This is a genomic window from Pseudacidovorax intermedius (assembly GCF_001476815.1).
In the GTDB taxonomy this organism is placed as follows: domain Bacteria; phylum Pseudomonadota; class Gammaproteobacteria; order Burkholderiales; family Burkholderiaceae_C; genus Xenophilus; species Xenophilus intermedius_A.
In genome coordinates, this window is the sequence record NZ_LDSL01000100.1 from 1 (window position 1) to 25,650 (window position 25,650).

Annotated in this window: 24 protein-coding genes; 8 read left to right on the plus strand and 16 right to left on the minus strand. The window is 70.4% G+C overall.

The annotated features are described in order from the left end of the window. Window positions 1-88: 88 nt before the first annotated feature. A complete protein-coding gene (locus tag NS331_RS15790; RefSeq protein WP_440589390.1) occupies window positions 89-2,434 on the plus strand; it encodes an efflux RND transporter permease subunit in 2,346 nt (781 codons plus the stop codon). 198 nt (window positions 2,435-2,632) lie between these two features. Beyond that, window positions 2,633-3,673: a WD40/YVTN/BNR-like repeat-containing protein gene (locus NS331_RS15795; protein WP_082702542.1), complete on the plus strand. Its 1,041-nt coding sequence runs from the start codon at window positions 2,633-2,635 to the stop codon at window positions 3,671-3,673. 75 nt (window positions 3,674-3,748) lie between these two features. On the opposite strand, the gene NS331_RS15800 is transcribed toward NS331_RS15795, so the two are convergent. The 13 genes from NS331_RS15800 to NS331_RS15860 form a co-directional block, all read right to left on the minus strand. Further along, a complete protein-coding gene (locus tag NS331_RS15800) occupies window positions 3,749-4,750 on the minus strand; it encodes a Bug family tripartite tricarboxylate transporter substrate binding protein (protein ID WP_058642932.1) in 1,002 nt (333 codons plus the stop codon). 51 nt (window positions 4,751-4,801) lie between these two features. Next, a complete protein-coding gene (locus NS331_RS15805) occupies window positions 4,802-5,389 on the minus strand; it encodes a nitroreductase family protein (protein WP_058642933.1) in 588 nt (195 codons plus the stop codon). Between the two features lie 64 nt (window positions 5,390-5,453). Beyond that, complete coding sequence (locus NS331_RS15810; protein ID WP_058642934.1) at window positions 5,454-6,902, minus strand: NAD-dependent succinate-semialdehyde dehydrogenase; 1,449 nt, start codon at window positions 6,900-6,902, stop codon at window positions 5,454-5,456. Between the two features lie 7 nt (window positions 6,903-6,909). Further along, window positions 6,910-8,337 (minus strand): NAD-dependent succinate-semialdehyde dehydrogenase, encoded by a 1,428-nt coding sequence (locus NS331_RS15815; protein WP_058642935.1) that lies wholly within the window; start codon window positions 8,335-8,337, stop codon window positions 6,910-6,912. Between the two features lie 96 nt (window positions 8,338-8,433). After that, window positions 8,434-10,119, minus strand: a complete 1,686-nt coding sequence (locus NS331_RS15820) for a bifunctional 3-(3-hydroxy-phenyl)propionate/3-hydroxycinnamic acid hydroxylase (protein ID WP_058642936.1) — start codon at window positions 10,117-10,119, stop codon at window positions 8,434-8,436. 40 nt (window positions 10,120-10,159) lie between these two features. After that, complete coding sequence (locus NS331_RS15825; protein ID WP_058642937.1) at window positions 10,160-10,456, minus strand: NIPSNAP family protein; 297 nt, start codon at window positions 10,454-10,456, stop codon at window positions 10,160-10,162. Continuing rightward, a complete protein-coding gene (locus NS331_RS15830; RefSeq protein WP_058642938.1) occupies window positions 10,453-11,325 on the minus strand; it encodes an alpha/beta fold hydrolase in 873 nt (290 codons plus the stop codon). The genes NS331_RS15825 and NS331_RS15830 overlap by 4 nt, the downstream gene beginning before the upstream one ends. A gap of 20 nt (window positions 11,326-11,345) precedes the next feature. After that, window positions 11,346-11,948: an amino acid synthesis family protein gene (locus tag NS331_RS15835; protein WP_058642951.1), complete on the minus strand. Its 603-nt coding sequence runs from the start codon at window positions 11,946-11,948 to the stop codon at window positions 11,346-11,348. 35 nt (window positions 11,949-11,983) lie between these two features. Continuing rightward, the gene (locus tag NS331_RS15840) at window positions 11,984-12,475 is read right to left on the minus strand and encodes a VOC family protein (protein ID WP_058642939.1); all 492 of its coding nucleotides are present in this window, start codon (window positions 12,473-12,475) and stop codon (window positions 11,984-11,986) included. Between the two features lie 16 nt (window positions 12,476-12,491). After that, on the minus strand, window positions 12,492-13,529 hold the full coding sequence (locus NS331_RS15845) for a WD40/YVTN/BNR-like repeat-containing protein (RefSeq protein WP_058642940.1): 1,038 nt from the start codon (window positions 13,527-13,529) through the stop codon (window positions 12,492-12,494). Between the two features lie 30 nt (window positions 13,530-13,559). Then, window positions 13,560-14,354, minus strand: a complete 795-nt coding sequence (locus NS331_RS15850) for an SDR family NAD(P)-dependent oxidoreductase (RefSeq protein WP_017757015.1) — start codon at window positions 14,352-14,354, stop codon at window positions 13,560-13,562. A gap of 42 nt (window positions 14,355-14,396) precedes the next feature. Beyond that, window positions 14,397-15,959, minus strand: coding sequence for an acetolactate synthase large subunit (locus NS331_RS15855; RefSeq protein ID WP_058642941.1), 1,563 nt, complete (start codon window positions 15,957-15,959; stop codon window positions 14,397-14,399). 39 nt (window positions 15,960-15,998) lie between these two features. After that, on the minus strand, window positions 15,999-16,985 hold the full coding sequence (locus NS331_RS15860) for a Bug family tripartite tricarboxylate transporter substrate binding protein (protein ID WP_058642942.1): 987 nt from the start codon (window positions 16,983-16,985) through the stop codon (window positions 15,999-16,001). Between the two features lie 204 nt (window positions 16,986-17,189). On the opposite strand from NS331_RS15860, the gene NS331_RS26205 reads away from it, so the two are divergent. Genes NS331_RS26205 through NS331_RS15885 form a run of 6 tightly spaced genes read left to right on the plus strand, consistent with a single transcriptional unit; the run spans window position 17,190 to window position 21,858 of the window. Continuing rightward, a complete protein-coding gene (locus tag NS331_RS26205; RefSeq protein ID WP_153012885.1) occupies window positions 17,190-17,489 on the plus strand; it encodes a hypothetical protein in 300 nt (99 codons plus the stop codon). Then, window positions 17,486-18,112, plus strand: coding sequence for a glutathione transferase GstA (gstA, locus tag NS331_RS15865; RefSeq protein ID WP_058642943.1), 627 nt, complete (start codon window positions 17,486-17,488; stop codon window positions 18,110-18,112). The genes NS331_RS26205 and gstA (NS331_RS15865) overlap by 4 nt, the downstream gene beginning before the upstream one ends. Window positions 18,113-18,141: 29 nt before the next feature. Beyond that, window positions 18,142-18,798 carry a glutathione transferase GstA gene (gene gstA, locus NS331_RS15870; protein WP_058642944.1) on the plus strand — a complete coding sequence of 219 codons (657 nt, stop codon included), beginning with the start codon at window positions 18,142-18,144 and terminating at the stop codon, window positions 18,796-18,798. 30 nt (window positions 18,799-18,828) lie between these two features. After that, entirely contained in the window at window positions 18,829-19,803 is a 975-nt protein-coding gene (locus tag NS331_RS15875) for a Bug family tripartite tricarboxylate transporter substrate binding protein (protein ID WP_058642945.1), read from the plus strand. Window positions 19,804-19,840: 37 nt separating this feature from the next. Then, window positions 19,841-20,827: a Bug family tripartite tricarboxylate transporter substrate binding protein gene (locus NS331_RS15880; protein WP_058642946.1), complete on the plus strand. Its 987-nt coding sequence runs from the start codon at window positions 19,841-19,843 to the stop codon at window positions 20,825-20,827. Between the two features lie 32 nt (window positions 20,828-20,859). Then, window positions 20,860-21,858 (plus strand): Bug family tripartite tricarboxylate transporter substrate binding protein, encoded by a 999-nt coding sequence (locus tag NS331_RS15885; protein ID WP_058642947.1) that lies wholly within the window; start codon window positions 20,860-20,862, stop codon window positions 21,856-21,858. A gap of 68 nt (window positions 21,859-21,926) precedes the next feature. Here the strand turns inward: NS331_RS15885 and NS331_RS15890 are convergent, their stop codons facing one another. The 3 genes from NS331_RS15890 to NS331_RS15900 all read right to left on the minus strand — a co-directional run. Continuing rightward, complete coding sequence (locus NS331_RS15890) at window positions 21,927-22,724, minus strand: IclR family transcriptional regulator (protein ID WP_058642948.1); 798 nt, start codon at window positions 22,722-22,724, stop codon at window positions 21,927-21,929. A gap of 450 nt (window positions 22,725-23,174) precedes the next feature. After that, complete coding sequence (locus NS331_RS15895) at window positions 23,175-24,251, minus strand: response regulator (protein ID WP_058642949.1); 1,077 nt, start codon at window positions 24,249-24,251, stop codon at window positions 23,175-23,177. 2 nt (window positions 24,252-24,253) lie between these two features. Beyond that, the coding region (locus tag NS331_RS15900) for an ATP-binding response regulator (protein WP_153012886.1) at window positions 24,254-25,650 on the minus strand (1,397 nt) is incomplete at its 5' end.

Sequence of the window (25,650 nt, forward strand, 5' to 3'; positions counted from 1 at the left end):
CCGCCCGCGTGGCGGCGGGCGGCGTGCTCGTCGAAAGCCTTCCGTGCCCGAAACCACCGACGCCCCCTCTTCCGCCCTGCAGCGCGGCGTGCAGCGGCTCGAAGCCTTCTGCTTCTCGCACCGCCGCGCCATCCTGGCCATCCTGGCTTTGTTCACGCTGGCGATGGCCGGCTTCGCCGCCCAGCTGCGCATGGACGCGGGCTTCGACAAGCAGATGCCGTCCGGCCACGAATACATCCGGACCTTCCAGGACTACCGCGAGGATCTGCTCGGCGCCAACCGGCTCAACGTCGTGGTCAAGGCTCGCCACGGCACCATCTGGACGCCCGCCGCGCTGCAGCGGCTGTATGCCGTGACGCAGGCCGTCACCTACCTGCCCGGCATCGAGCGGCTGGGCGTTCAGTCGCTGTGGACGCCCAACAGTTTCGTCAACGAGATCACCGAGGAGGGCTTCCGCGCCGATCCGCTGATCGACGCCACCATCACGCCCGAACGCCTCACGCCCGAGGCCATCGCCGGCATCCGGCGCGCGGCGGCGCAGGGCGGCTTCATCGGCACGCTGGTCTCGCGCGACCAGACGAGCGCCATGGTCACGGCCGAGCTGGCCGAGTACGGGGCCGACGGCCGCAAGCTGGACTACGTCGCCTACAACCACCTGCTCGAAGAGAAGCTGCGCGACCGCTTCGAGGACGCGGACTTCGAGATCCAGATCATCGGCTTCGCCAAACAGATCGGCGACATCGCCGACGGGGCACGCTCGGTGCTCAAGTTCTGCGCCGTGGCGCTGCTACTGACCGCGGGGGCCGTGTACTGGTACTGCCGCTCCTGGCGCTTCACGCTGCTGCCCATCGCCTGCTCGCTGGCATCGCTGGTGTGGCAGTTCGGCACGCTGCGGTTGCTGGGCTTCGGGCTGGATCCGCTGGCCGTGCTGGTGCCCTTCCTGGTCTTCGCCATCGGCGTGTCGCATGGCGTGCAGCAGATCAACTACATCGTGCGGCGCATCTCGCAGGGTCGCAGCACCTACGAGGCCTGCCGCGACAGCTTCGGCGGCCTGCTGATTCCCGGCACGCTGGCGCTGGTGACGGCCTTCGTCTCCTTCGTCACGCTGCTGCTCATACCGATTCCCATGGTGCGTGAGCTGGCCATCGCCGCCTCGCTGGGCGTGGCCTACAAGATCGTCACCAACCTGGTGATGCTGCCCGTGGCCGCCTCCTTCTTCGCGGTCAGCCGCGACTTCGCCGATCAGGCCCTGCTGCAGCGCGAGCGCCGTTCGGGCTGGCTGCGCGTGCTGGCCCGCGTGGCGCAGCCGCGGCCGGCGGCCGCCGTGCTGCTGGCCACCGCCGCCATCTTCGCCGCCGCCGCATGGGAGAGCCGCGACCGCGTGGTCGGCACCCTGCAGCCCGGCGCACCCGAGCTGCGGGAGGACGCGCGCTTCAACCGCGACGCAGCGGCCATCTCGCGCAACTTCGACACGGGACTGGACTGGCTCACGGTCGTCTTCGAGGCGCCGCCCGAGAGCTGCGAGAACGTGAACGTCGGGCTCTACCAGGACCGCTTCGTGTGGGCCATGCAGCCCGTGGAGGGCGTGCTGTCGATCTCGTCGTACGCCGGCCAGCTGCGCCTGTACAACGAGGGCTACAACGAGGGCAATCCCAAGATGGGCGTGGTGCCCATCGATCCGGCCAACTATGCGGCGCTGTCCACCGAGATCGCGCGCGTGCGCGGCACCATGCGCAAGGACTGCAGCATGACGGCCGTGAACCTCTTCCTCACCGACCACAAGGCCGACACCATCCAGCGCGTGATCGCGGCCGTGAAGGCTTTCCGCGATGCGCATGCCATGCCAGGCGTGCAGATCCGCCTGGCGGCCGGCAATGCCGGCGTGCTCGCGGCCATCGACGACGAGGTCGAGAAAAGCGAACTGCCCATGATGCTGTACGTGTATGCCGCCATCGTGGTGCTGGTCTTCGCGGTGTACCGCGACCTGCGTGCCGTGGTCGCCTGCTGCCTGCCGCTCACCGTGGGCACCTTCATCGGCTACTGGTTCATGAAGGAGCTGCAGATCGGCCTGACGGTCGCCACGCTCCCGGTCATGGTGCTGGCGGTGGGCATCGGCGTGGACTACGCCTTCTACATCTACAACCGCTTGCTGATGCACCTGGCGGCGGGCGAGCCGATCGTGCGCGCCATCGAGCACGCCATCCTGGAGGTGGGCACCGCCACCATCTTCACCGCCATCACGCTGGCCGTGGGCGTGGCCACCTGGTCCTTCTCGCAGCTCAAGTTCCAGGCCGACATGGGCAAGCTGCTCGCCTTCATGTTCATGGTGAACATGGTGATGGCGATGACCGCCCTGCCCGCCATGGCGGTCTGGCTGGAACGGCTCTTCCCCCGCCGCCGCCCGGTGCGCGCGACGGGCCTGCAACATCACTGAAGTGAAGCACCCCCCATGCCGCTTCGCGGCTCCCCCCTCCCTTGCGCCTTCGGCTTGGAGGGGGGCGCACCCGCAGGCCTGGCAGAGCCAGTTCCTGGGGTGCCCTGGCTTGGCGTGCTCCGCGGCCATTCGATCGTCAGTGCTGCCCCGCTTGGTACGGCGCGGGTGGTGCCCAGCCCTTGAAAACTGAATGAAGCCATGACACGACCGCCGCCCACCTCATCTCTTCGCACCCTTGCGCGGGCGCTGGCCGCCAGCGCCCTGTTCGTGGCCGCCGGCTGTGCGGCCCAGGCAAGCGCGCCGGCCCTGTCCGCCCCGGCCGCAGCGCCGGCACTGGTCCCGGCCGTGCGCGTGGCGCATGCCGACCGCGCCACCATGCTGGCCAGCGCCCGCGCCGGCGACCGCATCGTGGCGGTGGGCGACCACGGCGTGGTGCTGCTGTCGGACGACGGCGGCCGCAGCCATCGCCAGGCGCGCAGCGTGCCGGTGGACGTGGCGCTGACGGCCGTCGCCTTCGTCGATGCGCAGCACGGCTGGGCGGCCGGGCACTGGGGCGTTCTGCTGCGCACGGAAGACGGCGGCGAGACCTGGCAACTGCAGCGCAGCGACGTGCAGCACGACCGTCCCCTGTTCGCCCTGCATTTCTTCGATCGACAGAACGGCGTGGCCGTGGGCCTGTGGTCGCTGGTGCTGGTGACGCAGGACGGCGGCGCCCACTGGCAGGCCGTGGACCTGAGCCCGCCCGAGGGTGCCAAGCGGGCCGACCTCAATCTGTACGGCCTCTTCGCCGACGCGCAGGGCCGGCTCTACGCGCCGGGCGAGCGCGGCATGGTGCTGCGCTCGGACGACCAGGGCAAGAGCTGGCGCTACCTGTCCAGCGGCTATGCCGGCTCCTTCTGGACCGGCACTGCGACGCCCGGCGGAGCCCTGCTGGTCGCCGGCCTGCGGGGCTCGATGTACCGCAGCGCGGACATGGGCCAGAGCTGGCAACGCATCGAAACGCACACAACAGCGTCCATCACGGCCCTCGCAAGCGCTGGCGACCGGATCATCGGCGTGGGCCTGGATGGATTGCTGCTCATCAGCCGCGACGATGGCCGCAGCTTCGCCACCGCCTCGCGGCCGGACCGGTTGCCTCTGACCAGCGTCCTGGCCAATTCGCAGGGACGGCCTGTGGCCTACTCTCGTCAGGGTGTGCTGCCCAGGGACGCCTTCAAGGCGCAGTGGCCGTCGGATTAGGACGCCGGTCGCCGCCGTGCCGACAAACGACGGACCGCGGCGCCCGATTGCCGGGCAGGGCGCGCAGCGTAAGGGCTATTCCGGCTTGAGGCCCGTGCGTGCCACCACACTGGCGATCTGCTGCCGCTCACTCCGAAGGAGTGCGGCGAAGTCGCTGCCGGCGACGACATCCGGCTCGATGGCGCGATCCACGAGTTGCGCGACCAGCGTCGGGTCGGAAGCCGCCGCACGCATCGCATCCGTGAGAACCGCCGCCACGTGCGCAGGCAGCCCCGCAGGCGCAAGCAGCCCCATCCACGATGTAAGCGACACGCCCTCGAAGCCGGGCAGTTCGGCCAGGGCGGGCACCTGTGGCAGCCCGGGCAGGCGGCCTGGCGACGTGACGGCATACGCGCGCACACGGCCCTCGCGCACCAGGGGCTGCGCGAGCGCCACGGGCAGGATGCCCAGGTCGAGCTGTCCACCCCCGATGTCCGTGAGCACCTGCGGCGCTGCCTTGTAGGGCACGTGGACGATGTCCACGCCGGCACGCTGCTTGATCAGTTCTCCCGTGATGTGCAGCAGCGATCCGGTTCCGTCCGTGCCGAAGCTCAACGCCCCCGGTCGTGCCCGCGCCAGCTGGATGAGCGACGCCATCGAATCGGCCGGCAGGCCGTTACGCCCGACGACCATGAAGGGAAGGCGGCCCACCGTGGCGATGGGCAGGAAGTCCTTGAACGCGTCGTAACGCACAGCGCTCGGGTTGAGGATCGGCGCCACGTTCAGCGGACTCGACACGACGAACAGGAGCGTGTGGCCGTCCGGCGCTGCGCGGGCGACCTTCTGCGTGCCGATGGTCCCGAAGGCACCGGCCACGTTGTCGACCACCACGCTCTGCCCCAGCTTCGCCGAGAGGCGCGAGGCGACCTGTCGTGCGACCACATCGATGCTGCCGCCCGCGGCGAACGGCACCACGATGGTCAGCGCCTTGGCGGGGTAGGCCTGCGACCAGGCCGGCAGCACCGGTACCCAGCACAGCGCTGCCGTGCCCAGGTGCGCCATCGCGCGGCGCCGGTCGAGGAACGAGGACTGGGACATGGTGCGTCTTTCCTTCATGGTGGCGGATGGTTCGGCCTGGGCGAGACGGCTCTAGCGCATGGTGCCTTCGAAGGCCGTCTGCGACAGCGGCCGGCGGTCGCTGGGCAGTTCGCGAGCACGGATGCCTTCAGGCAGCACGGCCGGGTCGCCCTTGCGGCCTACGGCCACCACGGTGTCGATGGCATAGGCCTCGGGCAGGCCGATGGCGGCGCGCAGCTTGGCCGCATCGAAGCCCGCCATGGCATGCGCCGACCAGCCCGACAGCTGCGCCTGGAAGGCCAGGCTGGCCCAGGCGGCACCGGCGTCGAAGGCATGCGAGGCATTGGGCGCCGGCGCGGCGGCGCCGGGGAACACCGCCTCGCGGGCCGAGGCGATCACCACCAGCGCGGCGGCGCGCTTCGTCCACATCTGGTTGAACTCGACCAGGCTGTCGAAGATGGGCTGCCAGGCGGCCGTGTCGCGATGCGCGTAGATGAAGCGCCAGGGTTGCACGTTGTAGGCCGAGGGTGCCCAACGCGCGGCTTCGAGCAGGCTCATCAGTTCGGCCGTGGCGATGGCCTCCTCGGTGAAGGCACGGGGCGACCAGCGCTCTGTGAACAGCGGGTCGATGGGATGGGCGCGTTGGCGGGGATTGGTCATTCGAAAACTCCTGTTGGGAAAGAAAAAAGAGGTCGGGTTGGACGAGGCGTGTCGCAGCGTCTCGTCAGATGCCCGCCATGTTGATGTACTTGATGACGAGGTAGTCCTCGATGCCGTGCCGCGAGCCCTCGCGCCCCAGCCCGGACTGCTTGACGCCGCCGAAAGGCGCCACCTCGTTGCTGATGAGGCCGGTATTGACGCCGACCATGCCGTATTCGAGCTGCTCCGCCACCCGCCAGACGCGGCCCAGGTCGCGGGCGTAGAAGTAGCTCGCCAGGCCGAACTCGGTGTCGTTGGCCAGGCGCACGACCTCGGCCTCGTCGCGGAAGCGGAACAGCGGCGCGATGGGCCCGAAGGTCTCCTCGCGCGCCACCTTCATGGCCTGGGTCACGCCGGTGAGCACCGTGGGCTCGAAGAAGGTACCGCCCAGCGCATGACGCCGGCCGCCGGCCAGCACCTGGCCACCGTGCGCCACGGCATCGTTCAGGTGCTCCTCGACCTTGGCCACGGCCGCCTCGTCGATCAGCGGGCCGATGCGCACGCCCTCGGCATCGCCCGGGCCGACCTTGAGCGCGGCCAGGGCATCGGCCAGCTTGCGGGCAAAGACGTCGTACACCGCGTCGTGCACGTAGAGCCGGTTGGCGCACACGCAGGTCTGGCCCGCGTTGCGGAACTTGGAGACGAGCGCCCCCTCGACCGCGGCATCCAGGTCGGCGTCGTCGAAGACGATGAAGGGCGCATTGCCCCCCAGCTCCATCGACACCTTCTTGACCGTCGCCGCCGTCTGCTGCATCAGCACCCGGCCCACCTCGGTCGAGCCCGTGAAGCTGAGCTTGCGCACCACCGGGTTGGTGGCGAGTTCGGTGCCGATGTCACCCGCCGAGCCGGTCAGCACTGACAGCACGCCCGGCGGCACGCCTGCACGCTCGGCCAGCACGGCCAGCGCCAGGGCCGTGAGCGGCGTCTGGCTGGCGGGCTTGACGACCAGGGTGCAGCCGGCCGCGAGCGCCGGCCCGGCCTTGCGGGTGATCATCGCGGCCGGGAAGTTCCAGGGCGTGATGGCGGCGCACACGCCCACGGGCTCGCGCACGACCACGATGCGCTGCGAGGCGACGGGCGAGGGAATGGTCTCGCCGTACACCCGCTTGGCCTCCTCGCCGAACCACTGGATGAAAGAGGCGGCGTAGCCGATCTCGCCACGCGCCTCGGCCAGGGGCTTGCCCTGTTCGGCCGTCATGATCCGGGCCAGGTCCTCCTGGTTCTGCAGGATGAGCGCATGCCAGCGCGCCAGGACGGCCGAGCGCTCATGCGCCGTGCGCCGTCGCCACGCCGGCCAGGCGGCATCGGCCGCCGCGATGGCGCGCCGCGTGTCGGCGGCGTCCAGCCGCGGCACGTGACCGATGAGCGCGCCGGTGGCCGGGTTGGTGACGGCGATGGTCCGCTCGGCGGAGATCCATTCGCCGGCCACCAGGCATTGCGCGCACAGCAGGGAGGGGTCGTTCAGGGTCAGCATGGGTGCTTCAGATTTGCGTGATGAGCTTGGTGCTCAGGAAGGCGTCGAAGGATTCGGTGCCGCCCTCGCTGCCGAAGCCGCTGTCCTTGATGCCGCCGAAGGGCAGTTCCGGGTGGGCCATGCCCGAATGGTTGATGTTGACCATGCCGGCCTCCAGGCCGTCTCCCACGCGGGTGGCGGTCTGCAGCGAGCGGGTGAACACGTAGCTGGCCAGGCCGAAGGGCAAGGCGTTGGCCTGCGCGAGCGCCTCTTCCACGGTGTCGAAGCGCACGAGGGCGGCGATGGGACCGAAAGGCTCTTCCTGCATCAGACGCGCGCGGGCCGGCACCTGCGCCAGCAAGGTGGGCGCGTGGAAGTGGCCCTGCGCACCGATCCGGCTGCCGCCGGTCAGCAGCTCGGCGCCCGCCGCGCAGGCATCCTCGACCAGCGCCTGCACCGCCTGGAAGCGCCGTTCATGGATCAGCGGCCCCATCTGCACGCCGCCCTCCAGCCCATGGCCCACCTTCACGCCGGCCAGCGCGTCCGCCAGGGCGGCGGCGAAGCGGTCGTGGATGCCCGACTGCACGTAGAAGCGGCTCGGCGAGACGCAGACCTGGCCGGCATTGCGCGTCTTGAGCCGCGCCAGCAGGGCCACGGCGGCGTCCACGTCGGCGTCGTCGAAGACCAGCACCGGCGCGTGGCCGCCCAGCTCCATGGTCATGCGCTTCATGTGCTGCCCGGCCAGCGCCGCCAGTTGCCGGCCCACCGGCACCGAGCCGGTGAAGGAGAGCACGCGCACCTCGGGCGCTTCGATCAGCTGGCGCGAGATGTCCGCCGGTACGCCCCACAGCAGGTTGAAGACGCCCGCCGGAAGGCCGGCGTCGTGGAAGAGCTGCGCCATGGCGCCCAGCGCGCTGGGCGATTCCTCGGGCCCTTTGAGCACGATGGGACATCCGGCCGCGATGGCCGCTGCGGCCTTCTTCATGGCCTGGCCGAAGGGGAAGTTCCAGGGGCTGAAGGCGGCGCACACGCCGACCGGCTCGCGCACCACCAGTTGGCGCACGCCCGGCTGGCGCGCCGGCACCACGCGGCCGTAGATGCGCCGGCCTTCCTCGGCATGCCATTCCACATGCTCGGCGGCATTGAGCACCTCGGCCACCGCATCGGCCAGCGGCTTGCCGTTGTCCAGCGTCATGGCATGGCCGATCGCCTGCGCCCGCTCGCGCGCCAGCGCGGCCACGCGTCGCAGCAGCTCGGACCGCTCGACGGGCGAGACGCGGCGCCAGCCCGCGAAGGCCGCATGGGCGGCCTGGACGGCGGCGTCCACGTCCTCGGGCTCGGCCCACGGCAGCCGCCCGAGCGGCTGGAGGGTGGCCGGGTCGTGGACGGCCTGGGTGCGGCGGCCTTCGACGCCGATGAAGCGGCCGGCGATGTAGAGAGAGAGGTCGGGGTACATGGGGCAGTGGCTAAGGGTGGTGCCGCGGAGCCGTCTGCAGCACGGCGCGACGGGGCCCGCGCGGACTCTCCCGTGGCGGGAGAGCGGAACAGGCGGTCAGGCGGCGAGGGCTTCCGCGGCGAGGCAGGCATGGTTGGCCGCCGCCCCGGGACGCGCCGCGTCCGCCGACGGCAGCACCGAGGCGCAGAAGGCGCCCAGTTCCGCCACTGCGTCGGCGCGGCGACCGACGGCGGCTACGAAGCGGTCGGGCCGGATCAGCACCCAGTCCACGTCCTTGCCCTGGAACCACAGGTGCAGGCCGTTCTCCAGATCCTCGATCAGGGTGCCCGAAGGCTGCAGCGGCATGGGCGAGCCGGCTTCGTTGCCGGCACTGCGGGAGCGCACGGCCAGGTAGTGGTCGCAGCCCAGGCGTGCGAGTTGCCCGCGCAGCGAGGGCGGCGCATCGGCCAGCGCATCGCAGCGCCAGCTGATCAGCGCGAAGCGCGCGCCGACCACGTCGTCCAGTTTGTCGCAGACGCCCCGCGCACGCTCCACGTTGGGCTGGATGAACATGCGGCCCACCAGCGCGTCGCGCGCCGCGACGCCGCTGTTGCGCACCACGCCCTGCACGAAGCGCGGCATGGGCTTGAACTTCATCTGCAAGACATAGTCGCGCACCGCGCGGATGCCGCGGATGGCCATGAAGAAGCGGTCGCGCGCCCAGGCCAGCAGCGGGTTGCGCTGCGAGAGCACCGCGCCGAAGGTGTCGGCCAGGTCGATCATGGCCTTGGCATGCGCATGGCGCTCGTCGTGATAGCTGGCCAGCAGCTCGGGCCGCAGCCGTCCCTGGAGGATCCAGGCCAGCTTCCAGCCCAGGTTGAAGGCATCGCGGATGCCGGCATTGAGGCCCTGGCCGATCCAGGGCGGCGTGATGTGGGCCGCGTCCCCGGCCAGGCAGACGCGGCCGCTCACGAAACTGGCCGCCACCCGCGAGTTGTGGGTGTAGACCCGGGCGCGGATCACGTTCAGCGCGGCCGGATCGGCCACGTGGCGGCCCAGCAGCTCGCGCACTTTGTCGGGCGCCAGCATCTGCTCGCCGTCCTCGCCGGGAAAGAGCATGAACTCCCAGCGCCGCAGGCCATAGGGCAGGCGCAGGCAGACATAGGGCCTTTCCGGCTCGCAATGCAGCGCGGTGTAGGGCGCATCGAGCGGGTCCTGGTCGCATTCGATCACCACCCACTTGGCCGGGTGGGTGCGGCCCTCGTAGGGCAGCTTGAGCATCTCGCGCACGGTGCTGCGGCCGCCGTCGCAGGCCACCGCATAGGCGGCACGCACCTGCTGCTCAACGCCGGCTTCGTCGCGCAGAGTGGCGGTCACGCCGGCCTCGTCCTGCGCCAGGCCGACCAGGGACAGCCCCAGCCGCAACTGCACCTGGGGAAAGCGCGTCAGCCCGCGGCGCAGCGTCTTCTCGCCCAGGGGCTGCGAGAACAGGTTGCGGCGGAACCAGCCGAACTCACGCGTGCTGGGCAGGATCTCGGCAAAGCACTGCTTGCGCGCCGTGTACATGCGCATGGGCACGTTCTGGATCATGTCCTGCAGCATCTCCGCGGCCAGCCCGGTGGCCTGGAAGGTGCGCAGGGCCTCGTCGTCCAGGCCCACCGCGCGGGGAAAGTCGAGCACCGCGGGGCTGCGCTCGACCACCAGCGTCCGCACGCCGTAGGTGCCCAGCAGGTTGGCCAGCGTGGCGCCGACCGGGCCGGCGCCGATGATGAGGACGGGGACTTCTTCCACGGAAGCGCTCATAGGGACTCCAGGGTCGTGGGACGGGGCGCTGGACGCGAACTCAGGCAGCCGCGAGCAGCCGGCTTTCCTGCCGAACGAGCAGGTGGCGCACCTGCTTGCGGAATTCGGCGAAAGCCGGGTCGGCCATAAGCGCGGCACGGCGGCGGCTGCGCTCGTCCAGGCTGTCGAAGGCCCAGTGGAAGACCAGCTGGTTGACGTCGCCGCTCTCGGGCGTCATGAGCGCCACCAGGTGGCCGAGGGTGCGGGTCTGCAGCTCGCGGCCGATCTCGTTGTAGATGCGCAGGTAGTCGCGCACGCCGCCGGGCACCAGGGTGTAGGTTCGCAGTTCGTGGATCATGGTCGGATCGGATCGCTGGCGGCGCCATCGGGCCGCTTCAGGAAGGCAGTGACGGCCTCGGCGAAGAGCGCCGGCTGGTCGTCGTGGATGTAGTGGCCGGCGTCGGGAATCTCGACGGCGGCGATGCGCGGATTGAGCGCCTGCATGTGCGCGACCATGGCCGGCTGCAGATAGTCGGAACGGCCGCCGCGCACCACCAGCGTCTCGCAGCGCAGCTGCTCCACATGCGTGGCCAGATCCACCTTGCGCGCAGGGTCCGGGTTCAGCCGCGTGGCGACGATGCCGGCGTGGTCGTAGCGCCAGGTGAAGCCGCCGCCTTCCAGGGGCTTGAGCATGTTCTGCAGCCGCTGCTGGCGCGCCTCTTCGGTCACGGTGGGGCGCAGGGCGCGCATGAAGGCCGTGGCCTCGTCCCAGTCGGCGAAGGCGGTGGGCGTGGTCGCCAGCTCCTTGCGGATGCGGGTGGCGCCGTCGCTGGTCTCGAAGGCGCCGGGACCGGCGTCCTCGATGACCAGCCTGCCCAGCCGCTGCGGATGCCGCGCGGCATAGACGATGGCATTGATGCCGCCCATGGAGTGGCCCAGCAGGTCGAAGCGCTGCAGGCCCAGTTGCGCCACCAGCGCCTCGACATCGGCCACGTACGCGTCGGTGTAGTAGTCGTGCTTCGGATCCCAGTCGGTCTCGCCGCGGCCACGCTGGTCGAAGGCGATCACGCGAAAGCCCGGCTGCAGCGCGGCGGCCACGCCCGCGAAGGTTTCGGCATAGCCGCGGATGCCGTGCAGCATCAGCACCGGCCAGGCGTTGGGGTCGCCCCATTCGGTGAGGTGGAAGGCCAGGCCGTTCAGGGCCAGGCGGTGGTCGCGGCGTTGCATGGAGGTCTCTGCTGCGGCGCTCAGACCAGGCCGTCCTCGCCCTTGATCTCGGAGGCCTTCAGGCCGCCCAGGCGCGCATTGAGCCGGCCACGTGTGGCGAAGGCCCAGATCAGCACCACCTCGTCGCGGTTGGGGCCGTCGCCGAACATGGCCGAGACGGTGTCGTAGTGCGAGCGCACGTACAGCGCATCCTTGTGCGCGAGGGGGATGTCGATGACGGTGCCCGGGCCGCCGCGCTTGCCGGTCGACGGCACCCAGGACTTGCCGCCACCCACGCCCTCGCGCACCGGGTTGGCTGCCGGGTTGGTCAGCAGCGCGTTGCCGTGCTCGTACTCGCCGTCGATGCCCACCAGGCAGGCCTTGCCGTAGCTCTGGATGTCCAGGCCGCCGGCGGCCTCGCGGATGCGGCGGCCGAACTCCTTGCCGAGTTCGGGCGAGGGCTCAATCCATTCAGACAGGTCCTGCACGTAGCGGCCCGCGAAGGGGTTGCGCAGGCAGGCGGCGATGACGATCTTGCGCAGCGGCTCGCCGTCGGCGGGCGCGCCCGTCTCGCCGGCCAGGGTGTCCTCGATCTGGAGGTACCACTTGCGGATGTGGAAGGCGCTGAGGTCGGGGGTGCTCATGGTGTGGATGTCTTTCGGAAAGGGATGCGCGCCGCTCACAGCGGCTGCAAGTCGAAGTTGTCGCTGGGGGCGTTGTATTCGCCCAGCAGGCGCTTGGCTTCCTCGTCGTCGTGGACCAGCTCGAGGAAGAACTCGAAGCGGTGGCCGTCCGGGTCGTGGAAGTACAGGCCGTAGCCCACCTTGTGGTCGGTGGTCTTGACCACCTCCACGTTCTTGCGCAGCAACATGCCGTACAGGCGGCGCAGGTCGTCGAGGCCGCCCTCGATCTCCAGGCCGTAGTGCTGCATGTTCACCGTGCCGCGGCTGGCGGCCTCGGGCTCGTCGACCTGGATCAGCGCGATGTCGTGGTGCTTCTGGCCGAAGGAGAGAAACACCCAGCGCGCACCGCGGGCTGTGACCTGCATTCCCAGCACTTCCTCGTACCAGGGGGCCGAGGCGAAGGGGTCCTTCACGAACAGGGCCAGGTGGGTGCGGCGGATGCGTGGGCGCACGGGCTCACCGACGTCTGCGGAAGCAAGGGCGTTCATGGTCGGCCCTCTCGTGTCAGTTGATCGACTGCGGATGCGCGTGCACCGGCGCCACGAAGGGCGTCCAGGCCACCGAGGTGATCTCGCTGAAATCGCGCCATTCCTTGAACCAGCTGCGCCCGCCGTTGGTGGAGCGCAGCAGGTGGCCGTACTTGGTGCCGGCGAAGAGCAGGCCGCGGTCGCTGGCATGCATGCCGAAGGCCCAGACGGTGGAGTTGGGCGCCGTGTTCAGCAGCGTCTGCGCCCAGGTCTGGCCGCGGTCCTCCGAGCGGTAGATGCGGGTGCGCGAACCCGGCGTGCCGTCGCCGATGGCCAGCAGCAGCGTGCGGCCGTCGGCGTCCAGCGGCTGCACCGTGCGGGTGTAGTAGAGGCCGTCGAAGCGGTCCTTGGACGCATGGCTGCGGAAGCTTTCGGCATCGTCGGTGCTCTCGCAGACCGAATTGACCGTCACCACGATGTGCTTGGCCGGCGCATCGGCCGTCGCGGGCAGCACCGCGATCGCATGGATGTCGCCATTGTTGATGCCGCGGCCGGGCGTGTCGATGCGCTCCCAGCTGTCGCCGGCGTCGCGGGTGCGCCAGGCGCCGCCCTCCTCCACGCCGAACCAGGCTTCTCCCGCGCGCTGGGGATGGAAGGCGATGGTGAGGATGCGCGGCCGGTGCACCCCGGCGCAGAACTCGGGCAGTTCCACGTTCAGCAGCTCCCAGCTGAGGCCGCCATCACGCGAGAGGTACATGCGGGCCCGGGAGGGCGCACCGGTGCCGGCCAGCACCAGCTTCGGGTCCGTCGGGCTGAAGGCCAGGGCCCAGACGGTCTGCCCGTCGGCGGGCGAGGCCATGCGCTGGAAGTGCGCGCCGCCGTCCGTGGACAGGCAGATGCCCACGTCCGCGCCGGCCAGCACGCGGCTGGGGTCGGCCGGGTCCACGGCCAGCGCCCGCACCGTGCCGTCAAACTCGATGGCTTCCTTCAGGCCCAGGCGGTGCCAGGTGGCGCCGTCGTCCACGCTGCGCAGGATGCCCTGCCCTGCCGTGCCCACCAGAATGGTTCCGTTCATGTCGCTCGCTCCTTTGGATGGCTGGATGGCTCAGAGAAAGATGCCGCGGGTGATGCCGCCGTCCACCGCGATCGATTCGCCGGTGATGGCCGCCGCGCGGTCGGACGAAAGAAAGAGCACCACGTCGGCGATCTCGTCCACCTGCAGCACGCGGCGGATCGGCGTGGCCTTGGCATAGTTGGCCTCCACCTGCGCGGGCGTCAGGCCCTGCAGCTTCGCCTCCTTGGCGTAGAGCTCGTGGATGTGCGGCGTCTCCACCACGCCCGGATGGATCACGTTGACGGTGATGCCCGAGGGGCCGAGCTGGTCCGACAGCGTCTTGGTCATGTGGGCCACGGCCACATTGCGCATGCCCGACAGCTGCTTGCTGCCGCGCCCGGTGAGCCCGCCGATGTTGACGATGCGGCCCCAGCCGCCCTTGCGCATGTGCGCCGCACAGGCCTTGGCGAAGCGCATGTAGCCCACCACCTTGATGTCGATGTCCTGCAGCAGGCCTTCGGGGTCGGCGTTCTCGATCTCGCTGCGCACCAGGCCGCCCGGATGGGCCGCGCCGTTGACGAGGATGTCGATGCGGCCGAAGTGCGCCGCCACCTTGTCGACGGCCGCCTGCACCTGGGCCGTGTCGCTCACGTCGGCGGGGGCGGCCAGCACTTCGGTGCCGGTCTTTTCGGTGATCTCGCGCGCGGCCTGTTCCAGCGCGCCCTGGCTGCGGGCCACGATGGCCACGCGCACGCCTTCGGCCGCGAAGGCCTCGGCCACCGCGCGGCCGATGCCCAGGCTGCCGCCGGTCACGACGGCCACCTTGCCCTTGAGTCTGAGGTCCATGTTCGATTGCTCCTTGGATGCGTTGCGGCCCGTCGCAGGACGTCAGAGGGCCATTTCGATGAGGGCCGGGCCGCGGCGCCCGAAGGCGTCCTGCAGCTGGGCCGCGAGTTCTTCGGCGGTCGTGGCACGCGTCGCCGGCACGCCGTACGACTGCGCCAGGCCGACCCAATCGATTCGCGGCGAGTCGAGGGCGGTGAGCGCCTCGGCGCGCTTGCCCAGCGTGGCACCGCCGCGGCGCAGTTCATTGCGCAGGATGGCGTACTGGTGGTTGGCGGCGATGAGCACGACCACGTCGAGCTGCTCGTGCGCAATCGTCCACAGCGCCTGGATCGTGTATTGCGTGCTGCCGTCCGACAGCAGGCCCACCACCTGACGCTCGGGGCAGGCGATGGCGGCGCCCACGGCCACGGGCAGGCCCTGGCCGATGGCGCCGCCGGTGTTGGTGAGCGCCGTGTGCGGTGCTGCCGCGGCCGAGGCGGCGTAGAAGGGATAACCGCAGGTGCCGCCTTCGACCGAGACGATGGCGCCTTCGGGCAAGGCGCGCGTGAGCGCGGCACCGATGGCGGCGGGCGTGAGCGGGCCCGCAGGTGCGGCGGGCAGCGGATGCACGGGGGCTTCGAAGGCCGGCGCATCGAGCGCTTCGGCCAGTTGCTCCAGCGCTTCGGCCACCGGATGGCCGGGCGCGCCCAGGCTCAGCAGGCGCTCGGCCTCCACCATCAGGCTGGGATGGCCCGCGTAACCGAAATAGGTGACCGGCGGCAGTGCGCCGGCCAGCAGCACCAGGTCGGCCGGGTCGAGCACGGCGCGCGCCGGTTCGGGGAAGTAGGGCAACCGGTCGAAGGCCGGCAGGCCCTGACCGCGCTCGGCCCGGGCCGGAAAGGTCTCGGCATAGGCAGTGGCCCCCAGGGCCGCGCATAGGCGCGCTGCGGCACGTTGGGCGCGCGCGCCCAGACCGCCTTGCTCGCCGCCGCCGCCCAGCAGGATGACGATGCGGCGGGCCGCGCGCAGGCGCTGCGCGCAGGCCGCCAGATCGACCGCCGACGGGCTGGAGACGGCCGCCCGCGCGTCGGTCGGCGACGGCGCAGCCGTGCCCGGCAGCGTTTCGGCCTGGTAGTCCGCGGGGAAGATCAGCGTCGCGCCCTGCCCGCCGCCGGCCAGCGACTGGCGCACCGACTCGACCGCTGCCCGCGGCGCGTCAGCCGTGCTGTCGATGCGGCGCACCCAGCCCGACACCGGCCGCGCCAGCGACTCGATGTCGGAGGTCAGCGGCGCATCGAAGGGCAGGTGCCAGCTGGTGTGGTCGCCGATCAGGTTGACGATGGGCGTGCGCGCCCGCCGTGCGTTGTGCAGGTTGGCGATGCCGTTGGCGAAGCCGGGGCCCAGGTGCAGCAGCGTGGCGGCCGGCCGCCCCGTCATGCGCCCGTAGCCGTCGGCCGCGCCGGTGCAGACGTTCTCCTGCAGGCCGATCACGCAGCGGATCGAATCCTGGCCTTCCAGCGCGCGCACCAGGTCCAGTTCCGTCGTGCCCGGGTTGGCGAAGCAGGTGTCCACCCCTTCGCCGGAGAGCGCCGCCCACAGGGCCTGGGCGCCAGTCTGCTCAGTCATCGCCGATGTCCTCTTTGCTTGTGTGTGGGGAAGCGGTGCTTACTGCACCTTGATGCCGCGTTCGCGCACCAGGCGGCCGATGCGGTCGTTGTCGACGGCGATGCGCGCGTCCAGCTCGGCCGGCGTGGAAGCGCCGGCGCCCAGCCCGCGCTCGGCGGCCCAGCGCTTGAGCTCGGGCTGCGAGAGCACCTTGGCCAGCGCCTCGTTCATGCGCGCCAGGATCTCGGGCGGCACGCCGCTCTTCGCGTGGAAGGAGTACGAGGTGGACAGCAGCATGTCCGAGCCGCCCGCCTCCACGATGGTCGGCACGTTGGGCACGATGGCCTGGCGCGTGGGCGCGCCCACGGCCAGCAGCTTGAAGCTGCCCTTCTGCACGTAGGGCAGCATGGCCTCGACGCCGCCGGAGGTGGCCTCGACCTGCCCGCCCAGCATGGCCGGGATGACCTCGGCCAGCGCCTTGTAGGGCACGTGCAGGAACTGCACGCCGGTGCCCGACTGCAACAGCTCCATGTTCAGGTGCATCACGCTGCCCACGCCGCCGGTGCCGAAGGTGACCTTGCCCGGATGCGCCTTGGCGTATGCGATGAAGGACTTGAAGTCGTTGGCCGGCAGCTGGGCGCTGGTGACCAGGTACAGGTTCACGTCGGCGATGTTGCTGACGGAGACCAGGTCCTTCTTCGGGTCGTAGGGCGGCTGGTAGAGCAGCGGATTCACGGTGAGCGTGAGCCGGTCCACCAGCAGGTAGGTGTAGCCGTCGGCGGGCGCCTTCACCACTTCCGACGTGCCGATGATGCCGTTGGCCCCGGCCTTGTTCTCCACCACGATGGACGCCTTGAGCTCCTTGCCCAGGCCATCCGCCACCAGGCGGGCCATGACATCGGGGCCGGTGCCCGGCGGGTACGGCACCACGATGCGGATGGGCCGCGAGGGCCAGTTGCCCTGGGCCGAAGCCTGCAGCGGCAGCAACCACGAAGCGGCTGCGAGTGCGATGGCACCGCAAGCCTGCAGAACGAACTTCCTTTTCATTGCACGTTTCCTTGGCACCCCTGAAGACGGGGCCGGCACCAGGCGCAGGGGGACGCGCCTGGGCGGCAATGGACGGCGGCGGCACCAGGCACCTCGTCGATGTCCCGATAATATGCCGTTTTGTCGTTTAGACAAAATTCAGCATGAATCAATCGGATGATCGTTTTCCCTGAGTGCTTGTTTTCGTCCATGAGGAACACGTGTATGCAATTGCTGTTCCATGCCGATGAGCGTGTAGCAGCGCTCATATTCTCGCCATTCGATAGAACTTCAATCGTCATGATCGCCCGCGAGGATGCCGCGACCGACACCACTCATCTGCAATACATCGCAGAGCCTCGCATGCCATCGGGTACTTTCACCAGCGCATCGGCCTCTTCATGGATGGCATATTTATCGCATAGCAGTAATCCAAAGACCATGGCTTTGACCCTATGCAACGAATCGGTGCATGCGTGCACCACTCAGCACCACAGGCGGCCCGCCAAAGGGGCGCCGCGATGAGGCTCTATCTGCATCCCCACACCTGCGCGCTGGCGGTGGACGTGGTCGCGCGCGAGATCGGGGTTTCGCTCGACCTCGCCTGGGTCGACGTGCGGGCCAAGCGGCTGGCGGACGGCAGCGACCTGCACCGCATCAATCCCAAGGGACAGGTGCCCGCACTGGAAACGGACGACGGGCAGGTGCTGACCGAGGCCGCGGTGATCGTGCAGTACCTGTGCGACCTGCACGGCGCCGACGCGCTGCTGCCCCGCGCCCTCGACATGGATCGCTACCGGGTGCTGGAGTGGATGAACTTCCTCGGCTCGGAGCTGCACAAGAGCTTCACGCCCCTGTTCCGCGCGAACACGCCGCCCGAGTACCGACGCATCGCCACCGAGAACGTGCAGCGCCGTCTGGCCTGGCTGAACGAGGTGCTCGCCACGCGCGAGTACCTGCACGGCGGCCGCTTCACCGCCGCGGACGCGCATGCCTACGCCATCGTCATGTGGGCAGAACTGCAGACCATGCCCCTGTCGGCCTGGCCGCACCTGCACGCCTACGTCCAGCGCATCGATGCGCGGCCCAGCGTGCAGGCGGCGCGCGCCGCCGAGCGCGTCGAGATCGCCCGCCGCGCCGCGGCCTGAACCCCGTCCGCCCTTTCCGGAGAACCCCGATGAAGCTCTTCCACGAAGTCCGCGGCTGCTCGCTCGCGGTCGACATCGTCGCGCGCGAACTGCAGCTGCCCCTCACCCTCGAATGGGTGGACATGAAGACCAAGCGGCTGGAGGACGGCCGCGACTACTTCAGCGTCAACTCCAAGGGCACCGTGCCGACGCTGGAGATGCCCGACGGCCAGCACCTGAGCGAGGGCTGCATCGTGATGCAGTACCTGGCCGACCAGTGCCCGGGCAACACGCTGCTGCCCGCCTCGGGCCTGCCGCGCTACCGCGTGCTGGAGTGGATGAGCTTCATCGCCGCCGACCTGCACAAGGGCGGCTTCATGCCGCTGTTCAAGGCGATCACGCCGCCCGAATACAAGGCCATTGCACGGCGCATCGTGCAGGCCAAGCTGCAGTGGGTGGACGAGCAGCTGGCCGGCCGCCCCTTCCTGACCGGCGAGCACTTCACCATCGCCGACGCGCACTGCTACACGATCGCGATGTGGACCCGCGCCCATGCCATCGATATGCAGGGCTGGCCCCATCTGGAAGCCTACCTGGCGCGCTGTGGCACCCGCCCCAGCGTGCGTGCCGCCGAGGCAGCGGCCGCTGCGCAGGGCGTGCGCGAGCGCGAACGGGCCGCCGCAACCGCCGACGCGCCGACGCACTGACCGCCTCTCCCACTCCCGCAAGGAACGACCATGCCGTTGTCGCGACGTCTTCTGATCACCGGCCTCGCAGCCCTGGCGCCGGCACTGGCCTGCGCCCAGCCGACCGCCTACCCTTCCGCACCCGTGCACCTGGTGGTGGCCTTTCCGCCCGGCGGCGGCACCGATGGCGCGGCCCGGCTCATCGCCGAGAAGCTGGCGCCCGAGCTGGGCCAGTCCATCGTGATCGACAACCGCGCCGGCGCCGGCGGCACCATCGGCGCGCAGTCGGTGGCCCGCGCCAAGCCCGATGGCCAGACGCTGTTCTTCGGTACCGGCGCCGAGCTGCTGATCAACCCGGTCACGCGCAAGACCGCGCCCTACGACCTGCTCAAGGACTTCGTGCCGGTCACCGAGGTGGGCATCGTGACCTTCGTGCTGGCCGTGCCCGCGGGCTCGCCGGTGCAGAACGTGCAGGAACTGATTGCCAGGGCCAAGGCGCAGCCCGGCAAGCTCAATTACTCGTCCTTCGGCATGGGCTCGACCAACCACCTGATCGGCGAGCTGTTCCTGAACGCCACCGGCGCACGCGCCACGCATGTGCCCTTCCAGGGCAGCCAGCAGGCGATGTCCTCGCTGCTGGCCGGCGACGTGGACTTCACTTTCGACACCACCGCCGTCGTGCTGCCGCAGATCAAGGCCGGCAAGCTGCGCGCCCTGGCCACGCCCTCACCCAAGCGCCTGCCCAGCCTGCCCGAGGTGCCCACGCTGCAGGAGCAGGGCTACGACGGCCTGGTGGCCGAGGGCTGGATGGGCGTGTTCGCCCCCGCGGGCACACCGCCAGCCATCGTCAAGACGCTGGGCACGGCGCTGGACAAGGTCATCCGCACGCCCGACATGGAGGCCCGGCTCGCCGCCCGTGGCGTGGTGGTCACGGCGGCCGACGGCGCGCAGTTCCGCACCAAGCTGCAGGCCGAGCTGGACAAATGGCGCCGCGTGGCCCGCGAAGCCAACGTGTCGCTGGACTGAGACCTTCCCCGACTGCACCGACCACCCGGAATTCGCCATGCCCCTTCTTCATGCCCTCCGCCGCCGCGCCGGCCTGCTCCTCGCACTGACCGCCGCCAGCCTTTTCGCCGGCACGGCTGCCGGGGCCGACGCATGGCCCTCGCGCCCCATCACGCTCATCGTCTCCTTCGAGCCGGGCGGCTCGACCGACATCTCGGCCCGCGCCGTGGCGCAGGCACTGGCGGTGGAGCTCAAGCAGCCGGTCGTGGTCGAGAACCACACGGGTGCGGGCGGGCGCATCGGCACCAAGGCCGCGGCGCTCGCGCGGCCCGACGGCTACACCCTGCTGTGGGGCAGTGGCAGCAGCCTGACGGCCGCGCCCGTGCTGTATCCCGACCAGGGCCATGTGGCAACGCTGGTGCCGGTGAGCCTGGGCGCCACCCAGTCTTTCGTCTTCGTCACCAACCCCACACTCGGCGTGCGCACGGTGCAGGAATTCGTCGCGCTGGCCAAGCGCCAGCCGGGCCAGCTCAACTTCGCCTCGGCGGGCATGGGCTCCAGCAACCACCTGCTGGGCGAGATCTTCCTGGCCGCCACCGGCGCGCCCGTGGTGCACGTGCCCTACAAGGGCGCCGTGATGGCCAAGGACGCCGTGATCCGTGGTGAGGCCCAGTTGATGGACGAAGTGACCTCGCCGCTGATCGGCGCACTGCGCGCTGGGCAACTGGTACCGCTGTTCATGACCGGCGAACGGCGCGACCCGGCTTTCACCGACATTCCCACCGCCGCCGAGGCGGGCCTGCCCGAGATGACCATCCAGGGCTTCTTCGGCCTGCTGGCGCCGGCGGGCACGCCGCCGGAGATCGTGGCCCGCCTCAACGAGGCCATGCGCACGGCCCTGGCTTCGGAGCCCGTGGCCAAGGCCTTCGGCAACCTGGGCTTCACCACCGTCTACAGCACGCCCGAGCAGATGGCCACCCGCATCGCCGAAGGCCGCGCCACCTATGCCCGCATCGTCAAGGCGCGGCAGATCCGCGTCGAGTGACCAGCGCCCTCTTCCTGTCACCTGGACATCCCATGCCTTCTTCACGCACAGACTTCGTTGCGCAACGCCGTCAGGCGCTGGCCGTTCTTGCCGCGCTCGCCGCGGTGGGCAGCGGCCTGGCCCGCGCCGCCACTCTGGCCGATCGGCCGATCAACCTGGTAGTGCCCTTCGCCGCGGGCGGCGGCACCGACACCGTGGCCCGGCTCATCGGCCAGAAGCTGCAGGCCGCCCTGGGCGGCACGGTCGTCATCGACAACCGGCCGGGCGCCAACGGCCTGATCGCGGCGCGCGCCGTGGCCCAGGCACCGGCCGACGGCCACACGCTGATGTTCGGCAGCAACTCCACCCACGTGATTGCCGCGCTGGCGTCCAAACAATCCGTGGTTCCGGGCAAGACCATGCAGGAGGCTTTCACGATCGTCAGCGTGATGGCCAACGCCCCGCTGGTGCTCGCGGTGCGAGCCGACAGTCCCGCCAAGGACCTGCGCACCTTCCTGCAGCGGGCCAAGGCCAACAAGCTCAGCTACGGCAGCTTCGGCGCGGGTTCCTCCGCGCATGTGATGGGTGAGGTGCTGGCCGAGTCCGCCGGCATCGAGTTGCTGCACGTGCCCTATAAGGGCTCGGCCCCGGCACTCACCGATCTGATGGGCGGCCAGGTGGACGCCGTGTTTCTGACCGTCGCGGCGGTCGAGGCAATGGTGACCGCCGGGTCGGTCCGGCCTCTGGCCGTGACCGGTTTGCAGCGCGTGCGTTCGCTGCCCGCAGTACCGACCTTCGAGGAGCTGGGCGTGCGCGACATGGGCAATGCCGGCTGGTTCGCAGTCTTCGCGCCGGCCGGAACGCCGGCGTCGGTGGTGAACACGCTGGCGACGGCGCTGCAGGCCATCGCCGCCGACACCGAGGTTCAGACCCGTATGGTGGCCCTGGGCCTGGAGCCGGTGGTGAGCACACCGGCTCAGGCGCTGGAGACCTGGCGCCGCTCGTTGGCCGCTGCGGCGCCCATCGTCAGGAAGGCGAACATCGTCTTCTGAGCGTCGCCCGCCGAGTCGTGCGCTGCGCCCGCTGCCCGGCAAGAAGAAGCGCGATGCTGTGGGGCCGCCTACAGGTGGCCGTCCGCCGACAGCCGCACGCTGATCATGTGGGCCGTGCGCTGCACCAGCTCGGCGATGGCGCCTGCATCGAAGAGCGCCAGCCGCGCATCGCTGCCCAGCGCCGTGACGCTGGCCACCACCAGCCGCCCGCGCCCGAAGATGGGCGCCGACACGCCGGTCTTACCCGCATTGAGCTCACCCGAGGTGCGGCAGTAACCCTCGCGGCGGATGCGCTGCGCCTCGTCGTAGAAGGCCTCCCAGGGCGGCGTGTCCGGCGATTCGCTCGCCAGTTCCTGATGCAGCCGTCGCAGCCGCGCCGCCGGGAGAAAGGCCACCAGCGCCTTGGCGCTGGCCCCGCGCGGCACGGGCACCGGCCGGCCACGGCCGTAGCGCAGGTGCGGCAGCGGGTCGTTGAACTCGGTGTGCACCGTGATGATGGAGTGGCCATAGAGCTTGGACAGGAAGACGTCCAGGCCCGTCTGCTCGGCCAGCTCGCGCATGGGCGGCGCAGCGGCGCGGATCACGGGATCGGACTCGCGGATGCAGCGGTCCAACTCGATGATGCGCGGCCCCAGCGTGATGCTGCGGTCAAGTCGCACCAGCAGGCCCACCTTCGACAACTCCTGGATGTAGCGGTAGGCCGTGCTCTTGGGCACGCCCAGGCGGGTGGCGATCTCCTCGACGGTGAGCGAGGGGGCGTCGGTGGAGAACAGGCCCAGGGTGCCGAGCAGGCGGGACAGGCTGGATTCGCTGGCCGTGCGCAATGCGGGCTCGGCCCCGGCCTCGTCCAGAGCATCGGTCTGCACGAGCCCTTCCGGCCCGTCATCGACAGCCCTCTGGACCGGGCGCGCTGCCGGCTCGACTTGTTCCTGCGGCGCCTTGCGCCGTCCTTTCTGCGCCATCGACTCGACTTTCCTTGAACATCAACTGCTGCACACGATGGTAGCGAAGGCGGCACAGGCATGGGCGCCACCGCAAGTGCAGCCGTTCCGCAACAGCGGCGGAATTCCGGTCTCGCGGCTGAGCCGTGGCATCGCCGCGCGGGTGCACCAGGCAGTCTGTGAACGACCATCACGACGGGAAGTGCGTGCCACCTGCGGCGCCGGCGGTTGCACGCACGGTCCGCTGGTGCACAGGAAATTTCGACCGCTACGGACAAGTGAGCACGTCCTGTGCCCCAATCGAGATTCACTGTGCCGCAACTTTGCCGCAGACAGGCTTTTTCGGAGCTCGAACCCCACCCGTTTCCGCCAGCCTCACACCTCAAAATGCGGCTGAATCTCCCGAATCCTTTTGATCGCCACCCCCGCCGCCGCGGTGCGCGTCTCCACCCCTAGCTTCACATACACCCGCTCCAGATGCTTCTTGGCGGTGGCCGGGCTGGCGCCCAGGATTTCGCCGATGTCCTTGTTGGTCTTGCCCTTGACCACCCAGTACAGCACCTCGGCCTCGCGGGCGGTGAGCTTCAGGGCCAGGCTCATGGCCTCGATCACCGCCGTATCAGACAGCTCCCGGATGATGATGAGCCAGTCGCCCGCGCCGGGCACCGCCGCGCTTGCAGTGCCGTCGGCGTCGCCGGTCTGGCGGTGCACGCGCAGGTGCAGGCGGCTCGCGGCCTGCTGGCCGATCTCCAGCGGCGGGGGCTCGGCGCCAGCCTGTTGCGCCTGCGGCAGGTGGCGCGCCAGCCAGTCGACGATGGGTGCGGGCGTGGCGGGCGCCTCGGTGCCGCAGTAGCGCATCAGCAGCTCGCGGGCCAGCGAGGTCTGCCAGATCAGCTTGCCCTCGGGCATGCGCACGGTGATGCTGGCATAGCCGAAGGCGTCCAGCGCGTTGCGCGCTTGCCCCGCCTGCTGGGCCTGCTGGCGCGCGCGGCGGGCGCCCTGCAGGTGCACGTTCATGCGGGCCAGCACTTCCTTGGGCTTGATGGGCTTGGTGACGTAGTCCACGCCGCCCGATTCCAGCGCCGCGACCAGGTGCTCGGTCTCGGTCAGGCCGGTCATGAAGACGATGGGAATCTCCGCCGTGGCGGCGTCGGCCTTGAGGCGGCGCGCCACCTCGAAGCCGTCCATGCCCGGCATCATGGCGTCGAGCAGCACGATGTCCGGATGGGCCTGCGCGGCGCGGGCCAGCGCGGTGGGGCCGTCGGTGGCCACGAGCACGGTGTAGCCCGATTCGTCCAGCGCGTCGTGCAGCACGGCCAAGTTGTCGGGCACGTCGTCGACCACCAGCACGAGGTCGCCGCGGGCGGTGGCCTGGCGCAGGCTGGCGGCCAGGGGGGAGATGGTGGGCCCCGGTGTGCCGCCTTCATCCGTGGGGTTGTCGATGCCGGTCATGGTCAGAAGGCTTCCAGCGCGTCGGCCAGGGCCCGGGCCATGTCGTCGAAGCGGAACTGCCGCGCCAGCGTGCGCTGTTGCGCCGTCCAGGCGGCGCATTCGGGCTGGGCGGCGTCGATGTCGTCGAGCTTGATCATGATGCCGCGAAGGTAGCCGAGCTGGACGGCCTCTTCCAGTGCCCGCAGGCGGGTGGGGTCGGGCGCGACCGATGCGGCGGGCGCCTCGGTTGCAGGCGGCAGCGCGGCGGCCGGGTCGGCCGTCCAGCGCAGGCCGAGGCGTCGGCCGATCCAGTCGAGCAGTTCGCTGTGGCGCACCGGCTTGACGAAGAAGTCCTCGGGCACGATGCCGACGTCGTTCTCCAGGCGCTTGTCGAAGGCGTTGGCCGAGACGATGGCGAAGACCGTCTCGTGGGCAGCGCCCCGGCTCGCGCCCAGCAGGGCGCGGGCGCGGCGGATCGTCTCCCACCCGTCGATGCCCGGCATGGCCAGGTCCACGAAGACCGCATGCGGCCGGTAGCCGGCGGCCAGAAGGTCCAGCGCGTCGTGGCCGCTGGCGGCGGTACGCAGGTCGAAGCCCAGGGGCTGCAGCAGGTGCACCAGCAGGTCGCGGTCGGCCTCCTCGTTGTCGATCACCAGCAACTGGCGGCGCGAGCCTTCGTAGCCGCGGCGCGGCGCGTCGCCGTCGCCCGCGTGCGCGCGGCCTGCCGACCCGCCCGCTGCCGCAGCGCCCAGGCCGAGCACGCCAGCAGCCGCCTCATGCACCCGCGGCAGGAACAGCCGCACGCGGAACAGCGCGCCCTCCCCCGGCGTGCTGCTGACCTTCATCTCGCCGCCCATCAGGTCGGTGAGCATCTTCGCCATGGTCAGGCCGAGGCCCGCCCCCGGCGCGCTGCCGCGGGAGTCGCCACGCGCAAAGGGCTCGAAGATGCGGGCCAGCTCGTCCGCCGTCAGGCCGGGGCCGGTGTCCTGCACCTCCAGCGTGGCGAACTCGCGGGCATAGGCCGCGCGCAGCGTCACCTGGCCGCGCGCGGTGAACTTGATGGCGTTGCCCAGCAGGTTGATGAGGATCTGGCGCACGCGCTTCTCGTCCGCGCGCACCACGGCGGGCAGCGGGGTGGCCGGCTCGAAGACGAAGCGCAGGCCCTTGTCCGCGGCCTGCAGCTCGAACATGTCGGCCAGCGACTGCAGCATGTCGCCGAAGGCCATGGGCCGGGCCTGCAGGGTGAGCTTGCCGGCCTCGATGTGGGCCAGGTCCAGCGTGCCTTCGATGAGCGACAGCAGGTGCTCGCCGCCGCGCTTGATGACGGCCACGGCCTGCTGGCGGTGCGGCGGCACCGACGGGTCCTGCCCCATCAGCTGCGCATAGCCCAGGATGCTGTTGAGCGGCGTGCGCAGCTCGT